This is a genomic window from Streptomyces sp. NBC_01454 (genome assembly GCF_036227565.1).
GTDB lineage: Bacteria > Actinomycetota > Actinomycetes > Streptomycetales > Streptomycetaceae > Streptomyces.
The window spans coordinates 118,035-130,978 of sequence record NZ_CP109460.1 but is presented as its reverse complement, the minus strand read 5'-3'; the positions used below and the strand labels follow the sequence as shown (position 1 = coordinate 130,978).

The following is a 12,944-nucleotide window of genomic DNA, read 5'->3' as shown; positions in this document are numbered from 1 at the left end:
GCCGGTTCAGGCGAGCAGCTGTTCCTTGATGTGCCGGGCCAGTTCGACGGGTGTCGTGAAGTCGAACGCCACGCCAGGAGCCAGGGGGAGCTTGACGACGTTGTTCAGGGCGTTGCGGAGGGTGAGCGAGGTCAGGGAGTCGAAGCCGAGCCCGTTCAGCTCCGTGGTCGCGGTCACCGAGTCTGCGGACGAGTACCCCAACACGGCCGCGATCTGTTCCCGCACAAGATCGGTCAGCGTCGCGTCGCGTTCCTCGTCGGTCATCGCGGCCAGCAGGTGCCGCAATTCCGACGGCTTTGCCGGGGTGTCCTGCGCCGACCGGCGCGCCGGGGCCGGCAGCAGCGAACGGAGCAGCGCAGGTGCCTCACCGGCCCTGGCCCGCTCGTGCAGCACACCGAAGTCCAGCCGGGCCGCGACGGTGAGCCCGTGCCCCAGCCCGCGCGCCGCGTCGAACAACTGGAGCCCGTGCGCCGGAGGGAGTTCCCCCACCCCCGGTAGCGCCAGCCGCGCCTTGCCCGCGGTGAGCAGGTCACGACCACCCCATATGCCCCAGGCGATCGAGGTAGCGGGGACTCCCTGGGAGCGTGCCTCGTACGCGAACGTGTCCAGGAAGGCATTGGCCGCCGCGTAGTTGCCCTGTCCCGCGCCGCCGAGGATGCCCGCGACCGACGAGAACAACACGAACGCCGACAGGTCCGCATCCCGGGTCGCCTCGCGCAGCGCGAGCACCGCGTCCACCTTGGGCCGCAGCACCGCGCTCAGCCGGTCGGGCGTCAGGGACGGAATGACCCCGTCGTCGAGCGCACCGGCGGTGTGCATCACGGCCCGTAGCGGACGGTCCGCCGGAATGCCCGCCAGCAGGTCGGCCAGTGCCTGGCGATCCGTCACATCGCAGGCGGCCACGGTGACCCGCGCACCCGATGCGGTCAGTTCCGCCTGGAGCTCGACCGCGCCCGGTGCGCCGAGGCCCTGCCGGCCCGTCAGCAGCACGTCCCGTACGCCGTGTTCCGCGACCAGGTGACGCGCCACCGCGGAGCCCAGCAGGCCCGTTCCGCCGGTGACCAGTACCGTGCCCTGAGCGCCTTCGGGCAGCGCCGCCGCACCGGCATCGCTCACGGGAGAGAGGCGGGCCAGCCGCGGCACCCGTACCGCCCGCTTGCGCAGGGCCCATTGCGGCTCGTCGGAGCCCACGGCTTTGAGCAGCGCACGCCAGGCCGGCTTGCCGCCATCGGTATCCACCAGCAGGAAGCGGCCCGGGAATTCGGTCTGCGCCGAGCGCACCAGTCCCCAGACCGCGGCCGCTGTGAGGTCGAGCCGGCCGCTCACCCCGCCGCCTTCCCAGGCGGGCACCGCACCCCGGGTCAGGAATACCATCCGGGACCGGTCGAACGCGGGTGTCGTCACCCAGGACCGTGCCCACTCCAGCGCCCGCCGCGTGGTGTCGTGGACGGCGCCCGCGAGTTCCCCGCCGGTCCGCTCCACTGCCCCCGACGCCTCGGACGCGCAGGTCACCACGACCACCGCGGGTGCTTCGGAGGAGTCACCGACGGCCGCGGACAACGCCGCCAGATCGGGGTACGTCTCGGCGTACTGGCCCGCTGACATCAGCCCCGACCGAACCCGCAGCGTGTCCTCGCCGACGACTGCCCACGTGGCGGGCGCCGCGCCGGCCACCGCCGCGAGGTCCACCTCGGTCCACTCCACGCCGAACAGCCCGTCCTGCTGGGCGGCGCCCGCCGCACGGACACCGCTCCGGGAAACCGGTCGCAGCGTCAGCGACTCCACCGTCAGCACCGGGGCGCCGGTGGCATCGGCCGCCCGTACCGAGAAGGAGCCGTCCGGCAGGGGGCTGATGCGCACCCGCAGGACGGAGGCCCCGGAGGCGTGCAGGGAAACCCCCTGCCAGTCCACGGCTCGCGACGGCCGTGCGGGCTCCGGCAGCACGTCGTCGATCGGCAGCAGATCCAGCGCCGCGTTGGTCAGGACCGGGTGCAGTCCGAACTCCGCTGCCTCCGCCCGCAGCTGCTCGGGCAGGGCGACTTCCGCGAAGAGCTCGTCGCCACGTCGCCACACGGCGGACACGACCGCCTCGGAGCTCCCTGGGACGTCCGCCCCTTCCGGGGCGGACGGTGCGTCCTCGGCCTCGGCCGGGGGCCAGGCCTCCAGGTCCCAAGAGGGCGTCGAACCTTCCTCGGTCAGCAAGCCCGTGGCATGGCACGTCCATGGCCGTCCGACGCCTTCGTCGCCCCGCCGTGCGTGCACGGACACCGGACGTGTCCCCGTCTCCCCGGGCTCACCGACCGTGACCCGGAGCTGGACGGCACCGGACTCCGGCAGTACCAGCGGGGTCTGCACCGTCAGCTCCGCCAGCTTCCCGAGGCCCACCTGATCACCGGCCCGGCCGGCCAGTTCGACCAGCACCGATTCGGGTACGAGGGGGGCACCGCCGATGTCGCGCCGGGCGAGCCAGCCGTAGCCGGCCGTCGACAGTCGTCCCGTGAACAACACCGCCTCGGAGTCGGGGAGTTCGACGACCGCCCCCAGAAGCGCGTGCTCTGCGCGCACCGCCCCGATACCGGCACCACCGCGGGACGCCCCTGGGGCCGCCTTCAGCCAGTGGTGGTGGCCTTGGAAGGGGTAGGTGGGGAGGTTGGGGTGGGGTGGTGTGGTGGGGGTGGGGTGGAGGGGGATGCCTTGGGTGTAGGCGGTGGCGATGGTGGTGAGGAGGTCGTTTTGGGTGCTGTGTTTGCGGGTGAGGGTGGGGAGGATGGTGTGTGGGGTGGTGGGGGGGAGGTGGTGTTGGAGGGTTTGTTGGAGGGGGAGGGTGAGGACGGGGTGGGGGCTGATTTCGAGGTAGGTGTGGTGGTGGGTGTTGAGGAGGGTTTGGGTGGCGGTGTGGAAGTCGACGGTGTGGCGGAGGTTTTGGTACCAGTATTCGGGGGTGAGTTCGGTGCCGTTGAGGTGTGTTCCGGTGAGGGAGGAGTAGTAGGGGGTGGTGGTGGGTTGGGGGGTGATGGGTGTGAGGTGGTGGAGGAGTTTGTCGTGGAGTTGTTCCATTTGGGGTGAGTGGGAGGCGTAGTCGACGGGGATTTGGCGGGCGCGGATGTGGTGGTGGTCGCAGTGGTGTTGGAGTTGGTTGAGGGCTTGGGGTGTGCCGGAGATGACGGTGTGGGTGGGGCTGTTGATGGCGGCGATGTGGGCGTCGAGGTGGAGGGTGTTGATGAGGGTTTGGGCGGTGTGGGGGTCGGTGGCGAGGGAGGTCATGGCGCCGTTGCCGGTGAGGGTGGTGAGGAGTTGGGAGCGGAGGGCGGTGATGCGGGCGGCGTCGTGGAGGGTGAGTGCGCCGGCGATGGTGGCGGCGGCGATTTCGCCTTGGGAGTGGCCGAGGACTGCGGCGGGTTGGATGCCGAGGGTTTGGCAGGTGGTGGCGAGGGAGACCATGACGGCCCAGAGGGTGGGTTGGACGACGTCGACGCGGTCGAGGGGGGGTTGGTGGGGTTGGTTGTTGAGGACGCCGGTGAGGGTCCAGTCGATGTGGGGGTCGAGGGCTTCTTGGCAGGCGTGGAGTTGTTGGGTGAAGGTGGGGTTGGTGTGGAGGAGGTCGAGGGCCATGCCTTGCCATTGGCTGCCTTGGCCGGGGAAGACGAAGACGGGGTCGGTGAGGGTGGGTCCGGTGTGGGTGTGGGTGTGGGGGGTTGGGGTGTGGAGGGTGCGTAGGGCGGTGGCGAGTTCGGTGTGGGTGGTGTGGGTGAGGGCTGCGCGGTGTTCGAAGGTGGTGCGGGTTGCGAGGGTGTGGGTGATGTCGTGGAGGGGGGTGTGGGGGTGGTGGTCGAGGAAGGTGGCGAGTTGTTCGGCGTGTGCGTGGAGTGCTTGTTGGTCGCGTGCTGAGATCACCAGGGGCAGGACGGTGGCGTCCTTGCCCGCCGGCTGTGTGTCAGAGCCGGTGCCGGCGTCGGTGCCGTTGTCGGGGCCGGACGGGGGTGCTGCGGGCGCGTCCGGCGACTCCTCCAGGATCAGATGGGCATTGGTCCCACTGATGCCGAAGGAGGAGACCCCCGCCCGACGGCGTCCGTGCGCAGCCGGCCAGGGCCCCTGCTCGGTGAGCAGTTCCACGGCGCCGGTGGTCCAGTCGACATGGGGGGAGGGCGCGTCGACGTGGAGGGTGCGGGGGAGGATGCCGTGGTGCATGGCCTGCACCATCTTGATCACTCCGGCTACCCCGGCCGCGGCCTGCGTGTGCCCGATGTTTGACTTCACCGACCCCAGCCACAGCGGCCGGTCGTCCGGGCGGTCCTGGCCGTATGTCGCCAGGAGGGCCTGCGCCTCGATCGGGTCACCCAGGGTGGTGCCGGTGCCGTGGCCCTCGACGGCGTCGATGTCGGTGGCCGACAGGCCGGCGTGTGCGAGGGCGGAGCGGATGACCCGCTGCTGGGCAAGGCCGTTCGGGGCGGTCAGGCCGTTGGAGGCGCCGTCCTGATTGACCGCGGAACCACGGATGACGGCCAGGACCGGGTGCCCGTTGCGGCGGGCGTCGGACAACCGCTCCAGCAGCACCAACCCCACACCCTCACCCCAGCCGGTGCCGTCCGCCGCTTCAGCGAACGGCTTGCACCGGCCGTCGGGGGACATGGCGCGTTGGGTGCTGAACGCGGTGAAGGTGCCCGGCGTCGCGATGACGGTCACCCCGCCGGCCAGTGCCAGGGTGCACTCACCCTGCCGCAGTGACTGCGCCGCCAGGTGCAGAGCGACCAGGGAGGACGAGCACGCCGTGTCCACTGTGAGCGCAGGACCCTGCAGTCCCAGGAAGTAGGACAACCGGCCCGAGGCCAGGCTGAGCGCGTTGCCCGTCAACAGCGCGCCGTCCAGGCCCGCCGGCGCCTCGTGCAGCAGGGTCGAGCCGTACTCCTGCGCCAGTGCCCCGACGAACACACCGGTCGCGCTGCCCTTCAGGGACGTCGGCTCGATGCCCGCGCGTTCGAAGGTCTCCCACGATGTCTCCAGCAGCAGCCGCTGCTGCGGGTCCATCGCCAGCGCCTCCCGCGGCGAGATCCCGAAGAACGCGGCGTCGAACCGACCCGCCTCGTCCAGGAACGCGCCCTCCCGCGCATAAGAGGTGCCGGGCTTGTCGGGGTCCGGGTCGTAGAGTCCATCCAGGTCCCAGCCCCGGTCGGAGGGGAAGCCGGTCACGGCGTCGGTCCCCGAGGCCACCAGGTCCCACAGCCCTTGCGGGGAGGCGACGCCCCCGGGATAGCGGCAGCCCATGGCCACGATCGCGATCATGTCTTCGTCGTCCGACCCGGCCGGCAGTGCCCGTACGGGCACTGCCGTGGACGAGGAGGTCCCGCTCCAGGTTTCCAGCAGGTGCGCGGCGAGGCTTTCGACCGTCGGATGGTCGAAGATCACCGTCGGGGCGAGCCGCAAACCGGTGAGGTCGTTGAGGCGGTTGCGCAGCTCCACCGCGGTCAGGGAGTCGAACCCGAGGTCCTTGAAGACACCGTCGGACGGCATCTCCGCCACGGACTCGTGTCCCAGGACCGTCGCGGCATGCGTGCGGACCAGATCGAGTAGCGCCCGCTCCGCCTCCGCCGTCGACAGCCCCGCCAGCCACTCCCCGGCGACCCCCTCATCCGGCCCGGCGCCCCCGGCCGCCGTACGCCTGGCAGGGGTCCGTACGAGATCCCGCAGCAAGGGCGGAATGGGGCCGGAGCGCCGGCGCAGCGTCCCGAAATCGAGTCGTGCGGCCACGAAGGCCGCCCCGTCGCGGGCGAGCGCGGCGTCAAACAGTGCCGCCCCCTGCTCGGCCGACAGGGCCCGTACACCATTGCGTGCGATCCGGCGCAGATCGGTGTCGCCCAGGTGGGCGGTCAGCCCGCCGTCCTCCCACAGCCCCCAGGCCACCGTCGTGGCCGGCAGGCCGAGGGCACGACGGTGCAGGCCCAGGGCGTCGAGGAAGGCGTTGGCCGCCGCGTAGTTGGCCTGGCCCGGCCCGCCGAGGACCCCGGCGACCGAGGAGAAAAGCACGAACTGCGCCAGGTCCGCATCCCGGGTCAGCTCGTGCAGATGCATCGCTGCATCGACCTTGGGCCGCAGCACGGTGTCCATCCGCTGCGGCGTCAACGCCGGAAGCATGGCATCGTCCAGTACGCCCGCCGTGTGCACCACGGCGGTGAGCGGGCGGTCCAGCCCGCCGAGCACCGCGGCCAGCGCCTCGCGGTCGGCCACGTCGCACGCCACGACCGAGACGCTCGCCCCGTGCGAGGCCAGTTCCGCCTCCAATGCGGCGGCGCCCGGCGCGTCCGGGCCGCTCCTGCTCAGCAACAGCAAATGGCGTGCACCGTGCGCGGTGACCAGATGGGTGGCCAGGATCCTTCCGAGCCCGCCGGTGCCGCCGGTCACGACGACGACCCCTTCGGGATCGAGCCCCGCATCCGGGCGTACCGCCGCCTCGGAGGCACGCGCCAGCCTGGGAAGCAGGAACGTGCCTGCGCGTACCGCGAGTTGTGGCTCGTCCGCGGCGACGGCCGCCAGCACAGCTGCGGCGTCCGTGTCGGAAGCCGCGGTGCCGGCCGGTTCCGTACCGGGGTCCAGGTCGACCAGGGTGATCCGCCCCGGATGCTCGGCCTGGGCCGACCGCACCAGTCCCCACAGCGGCGCGCCGGCGAGGTCGAAGACCTCGGCATCGGGGCCCGCCGCGACCGCCCCGCGGGTGGCCACGACCAGATGGGTCGCCTCGAAACGCGCGTCGTCCAGCCAGGCCTGGATGCCGGACAGGGCCCGGTGCACGGCCGTGCGGGCCGCTTCGGCCGGCGCGACGGCACCTCCTTGCACGGGTGGGAAGGAGAGGAGTACCACGTCGGTGGCCGGTGCCTCCTCACCGGGCTGTGCGCCGTCCGCCGTCCTCGGCACGTCCTGCAGCCGCTCATGGCCCCGTGCGTCGATGCCCGCGGCCCGCAGAGCGCCGGCCAGTTCCTCCGCATCGGGGCTCACCACGGACCAGTGTCCGGCCGCGGGGGCTGCCGACGGTGTCGGCGACAGCGGTGTCCAGTCCGTCCGGAAGAGCGACTGCCGGACCAGCTGGGCGACCGGCGCCTCCGTCCCGTCCGCCACCGGCCGGGTGTTCATCGCCGCGACCGAGAGGACGGGCTGCCCCGCCGGATCCACGGCGAACAGCGACACGCCTTCGGCACCCGACGTCAGACGAACCCGCAGTGCGGTCGCCCCCGATGCGAACAGCCGCACCGAGTGCCAGGAAAAGGGCAGGCGCAGCCCTTCGGAGCCGGCGTCCACCAGCTTGTCGAGGATGTCTGGATGCAGGGCCGAGTCCAGCAGCCCCGGATGCACGCCCCAGTCCGCCGCGGGGCCCTCCTCCGCGAGCGCGACCTCGGCGAACACCTCGCCGCCCCGGCGCCACATGGCCCGCAGTCCCCGAAAGAGCGGGCCGTATCCGTAGCCCGCACCACGCAGCTGCTCGTAGGCTCCCTCCACGGGCACGGCTTCCGCACCCCGGGGCGGCCACGGGCTCAGGGCCTCCGCGGTGTGCGTCGGGTCCGCCGTGTCCGCCGTGTCCGGCTCGTCCGGCCGCAGGAATCCACTCGCGTGCCGCAGCCACACAGGATCCTCCCCGGCGGCGCTCTCCGTAGCGTCCTGCGGTGCGGAGTGGATGCTCACCGCGCGCCGTCCCGACGCATCCGGTGCGCCCACCGCGATCTGCAGACTCACCGCTTCCTCAGCGGCCAGGACCATCGGGGCTTCCAGTACCAGCTCCTCCAGGGCAGCGCAGCCGACCTCGTCACCGGCGCGGATCGCCGCCTCGACGAAGGCAGTGCCGGGGAAGAGGACGGAACCACGTACCTCGTGATCGGCGAGCCAGGGATGCGACGCCATGGACACCCGACCGGTCAGTACCAGACCTTCCGCATCCGCCGTGTGGATCGCCGCGCCCAGCAAGGGATGCGTGACCATCCGCTGTCCGACCGATTCCGGGTCGCCACCGGCCGGAACGCTGCTCAGCCAGTGGTGGTGGCCTTGGAAGGGGTAGGTGGGGAGGTTGGGGTGGGGTGGTGTGGTGGGGGTGGGGTGGAGGGGGATGCCTTGGGTGTAGGCGGTGGCGATGGTGGTGAGGAGGTCGTTTTGGGTGCTGTGTTTGCGGGTGAGGGTGGGGAGGATGGTGTGTGGGGTGGTGGGGGGGAGGTGGTGTTGGAGGGTTTGTTGGAGGGGGAGGGTGAGGACGGGGTGGGGGCTGATTTCGAGGTAGGTGTGGTGGTGGGTGTTGAGGAGGGTTTGGGTGGCGGTGTGGAAGTCGACGGTGTGGCGGAGGTTTTGGTACCAGTATTCGGGGGTGAGTTCGGTGCCGTTGAGGTGTGTTCCGGTGAGGGAGGAGTAGTAGGGGGTGGTGGTGGGTTGGGGGGTGATGGGTGTGAGGTGGTGGAGGAGTTTGTCGTGGAGTTGTTCCATTTGGGGTGAGTGGGAGGCGTAGTCGACGGGGATTTGGCGGGCGCGGATGTGGTGGTGGTCGCAGTGGTGTTGGAGTTGGTTGAGGGCTTGGGGTGTGCCGGAGATGACGGTGTGGGTGGGGCTGTTGATGGCGGCGATGTGGGCGTCGAGGTGGAGGGTGTTGATGAGGGTTTGGGCGGTGTGGGGGTCGGTGGCGAGGGAGGTCATGGCGCCGTTGCCGGTGAGGGTGGTGAGGAGTTGGGAGCGGAGGGCGGTGATGCGGGCGGCGTCGTGGAGGGTGAGTGCGCCGGCGATGGTGGCGGCGGCGATTTCGCCTTGGGAGTGGCCGAGGACTGCGGCGGGTTGGATGCCGAGGGTTTGGCAGGTGGTGGCGAGGGAGACCATGACGGCCCAGAGGGTGGGTTGGACGACGTCGACGCGGTCGAGGGGGGGTTGGTGGGGTTGGTTGTTGAGGACGCCGGTGAGGGTCCAGTCGATGTGGGGGTCGAGGGCTTCTTGGCAGGCGTGGAGTTGTTGGGTGAAGGTGGGGTTGGTGTGGAGGAGGTCGAGGGCCATGCCTTGCCATTGGCTGCCTTGGCCGGGGAAGACGAAGACGGGGTCGGTGAGGGTGGGTCCGGTGTGGGTGTGGGTGTGGGGGGTTGGGGTGTGGAGGGTGCGTAGGGCGGTGGCGAGTTCGGTGTGGGTGGTGTGGGTGAGGGCTGCGCGGTGTTCGAAGGTGGTGCGGGTTGCGAGGGTGTGGGTGATGTCGTGGAGGGGGGTGTGGGGGTGGTGGTCGAGGAAGGTGGCGAGTTGTTCGGCGTGTGCGTGGAGTGCTTGTTGGTCGCGTGCTGAGATCACCAGGGGCAGGACGGTGGCGTCCTTGCCCGCCGGATGTGTGTCAGAGCCGGTGCCGGTGCTGTTGTCGTTGTCGGGGCCGGACGGGGGTGCTGCGGGCGCGTCCGGCGACTCCTCCAGGATCACGTGGGCATTGGTTCCGCTTGCTCCGAAAGAGGAGACCCCCGCCCGGCGCGGATGTCCGCTCTCCGGCCACGCCTGCGCCTCGGCCAGCAGCCGTACCTCACCGGTGGTCCAGTCGACATGAGGGGAGGGCGCGTCGACGTGGAGGGTGCGGGGGAGGACGCCGTGGTGCATGGCCTGCACCATCTTGATCACCCCGACGACCCCGGCCGCGGCCTGCGTGTGGCCGATGTTTGACTTCACCGACCCCAGCCACAGGGGCCGGTCGTCCGGGCGGTCCTGGCCGTATGTCGCCAGGAGGGCCCGTGCCTCGATCGGGTCACCCAGGGTGGTGCCGGTGCCGTGGCCCTCGACGGCGTCGATGTCGGCGCCCGACAGGCCGGCGTGAGCGAGGGCGGAGCGGATGACCCGCTGCTGGGCAAGGCCGTTCGGGGCGGTCAGGCCGTTGGAGGCGCCGTCCTGATTGACCGCGGAACCACGGATGACGGCCAGGACCGGGTGCCCGTTGCGCCGGGCGTCGGACAACCGCTCCAACAGCACCAACCCCACACCCTCCGAGAACCCGGTCCCGTTGGCGGCTGCCGCGTAGGCCTTGCACCGACCGTCGGCGGAGAGTGCGCCCTGGCGGCTGAACTCGACGAGCGCGGCGGGGGTCGCCAGGACGGTCACCCCGCCGGCCAGTGCCAGGGTGCACTCACCCTGCCGCAGTGACTGCGCCGCCAGATGCAGAGCGACCAGGGAGGACGAGCACGCCGTGTCCACCGTGAGCGCAGGACCCTCCAGACCGTAGGTGTAGGCGATGCGTCCGGAGGCGATACTGACGGCCGAGCCGTTGCCGAGGTACCCCTCCAGGTTCTCCGGTGCGCGGTCGTAGAGCCCGGGCCCGTAGCCGCTGTGCATCACCCCGGCGAAGACACCGGTGCGGCTGCCTTTGAGCGATGTGGGGTCGATGCCCGCGCGTTCGAAGGTCTCCCAGGATGTCTCCAGCAGCAGCCGCTGCTGCGGGTCCATCGCCAGCGCCTCCCGCGGCGAGATCCCGAAGAACGCGGCGTCGAACCGACCCATGTCGTCCAGGAACGCGCCCTGACGGGCCGACGACGTTCCGCCGCCGCCGAACTCCTCGTCCAGCAGCCGGTCCAGATCCCAGCCCCGGTCCGTGGGGAACGGGCCGACTGCGTCGGTCTCGGCCGTCAGCAGGTTCCACAGCTCCTGCGGGGAGTGGGCTCCGCCGGGGAGCCGGCAGCCCATCGCGACGATGGCCACGGGCTCATCCGGGGGGACGGGCCCGACGTCCGCGGTGTCGTCGGCCGGGGGCGCGGTGTTCAGCAGTGCACCCTCAAGGTAAGAGGCCAGGGCGGTCACCGTCGGATAGTCGTAGGCGAGGGCGGCCGACAGTTGCCGTCCGGTGGCGGCGGACAGCCGATCGCGCAGGGCCACCGCGGCCAGCGAGGTGAAACCGAGTTCGTGCAGCGGCCGGTCCGCCGGCACCTCCTGGACGGAGCCGAGCCCGAGGACCTCGGTGACAGCGGAGCGCACGAGGTCCAGCAGACCGCGGCCGCCGACCGGCGCTCCGTCGTCCGCGGGGAGGAGTGCCGGGCCGAAGACCTCCGGTGTGCCGGTGCCGCCTGTGGGGGTGGACACCTCCGGACGGAGACCGACCGCGGGATTGACGGTGAGCAGGGTGCCGGGACGGTCCGCCAGGCGCTGACGGGCGATTTTCCCTGCCGCGTTGCGGGGGACCTCGGCGATGCTGCGGAACTCGTCGGGCACCCTGAAAGCGGACAGCTCCCGCCGGCAGGTTTCCAGGAGCACCCCCGCGTCGATGCCTTCGGGGCCTGGGACGACATAGGCGACGGGCACTTCGCCGAGCACGTCGTGCGGCCGGCCGGCCACCGCGGCGTCCTGCACTCCGCGCACCCGCGTCAGGACTTCCTCGATCTCCCGCGGATGGATGTTCTCCCCGCCTCGGATGATGAGTTCCCTGACCCGGCCGGTGAGTGTGAGGAAGCCCGACGCGTCCTGGCGACCGAGGTCGCCGGTGCGGTACCAGTCGTCATGGAGCACCGCACGGGTTTCCTCCGGCTGGTTGTGGTAGCCGAGCATGAGCGCCGGGCTGCTGACCCACACCTCGCCCTCTTCGCCCGTGGCGACCTCCGCGCCGGTCCGGGGATTCGTCAGCCGCAGGGCGAGCCCGGGCAGCGGCTGCCCGCAGGATCCCGGCACCTTGGGGCCGTCCGGGACGTGCGTGGTGATGGCACCACCGGTCTCGGTGCTCCCGTAGCTGTCGAGCAGACGGATGCCGAAGGTGTCCTCGAAGGCTTCGTGCAGGGTGGCCGAGCAGGGCGAACCGGCTGCCAAGCAGACCCGCAGGAAGGGGAGTTCGCCGCCCCTCTCACGCCCGAGCTCCAGCATGCGGTGGAACAGGGTCGGTACGGCCACCAGGAAGGTGGCCCGGTCCTCCTGTGCCGCCTGCAGGATTTCGTCGGCCGCCGCGCCCACCATGAGGTGTGCCGTGGCGCCGACGGCCAGCACGCCCAGTACGGCGACGTTGTGCGATACGGCGTGGAACAGGGGCATCGGCCACAGCACCCGGTCCTCCGGGCCCAGGCCGAGTAGGGGTGCGGTGCAGGCCGCCGTAGCCCACAGTGAGGCACGTTGCGTCGACACCACACCCTTGGGACGCCCCGTGGTGCCCGAGGTGTAGAGCATCCAGGCAGGCTCGTCCAGGCCCAAGTCGTCACGCGCCGCGCTCTGGGGCTCGGTGGTCGCGAGTGACTCGAACCGCAGTGCTCCGCCCGGCACTTCGGAGGCCGCTGCGACCACCACGACGGTGCCGCCCGACGTCGTCCGTCCGATGACTCTGCGCACCTGCTCCGCCTGGGCGGCATCGCTGATCACCAGGACGGCACCGCTGTCGTCGAGATGATGGGCGAGCTCGGAATCCGTCGACTGCGGATTGAGCGGTACGCCGATGGCACCGGCCCGGACCACGGCCGTGTAGGACTCCACCATCTCGACGCGGTTGCCCATGCGCAGGAGCACCCGGTCACCGCGTGCCACTCCCAGGTCCACGAGATGGCCGGCCAGTTTGCGGGTGCGCTCTTCCAGATCCCCGTAGGTCACTGACCGCCGTGCGTCCCGGAATGCGATCTTCTCCGGAAGACGGCGGGCGTTGCGCGCAAGCAGCTCATGCAGCGGCCGGATGAGCTCATTCCGGAATTTGTCACTCACGCTTCTCGGATTCCAATCACATGGGGAACGGAGATGCGGTACCGCCGACGACCAGGCGGAGCCGCTTCAGGCGCTGCGATCGCCGCTCGGGCTGTGGACCCGGAAGCGCGGAAACCTGCCGGCACAGGCCAGTATGACCAGACCCCCTCTAGGGGTTTCCCTCGCGAAATCCACAGGAGCGGCGCGCGGTGCGGACCACGACGGGCAGGTGTCCGGCCGGTCAAAGGGCGTCAGCTGCCGAGGGAGGTGTACCAGCGGGCGGCGAGCACCTGCAGCCCGAGTCGGTGCCGGCCGGCCAGGCG

The 12,944-nt window shown here is 71.1% G+C and carries 1 protein-coding gene; it reads right to left on the bottom strand.

Annotated elements, in window-relative coordinates:
• Window positions 1-6: 6 nt before the first annotated feature.
• Entirely contained in the window at window positions 7-12,642 is a 12,636-nt protein-coding gene (locus OIU81_RS00540; RefSeq protein WP_329141922.1) for an SDR family NAD(P)-dependent oxidoreductase, read from the bottom strand.
• Between the last annotated feature and the right edge of the window lie 302 nt (window positions 12,643-12,944).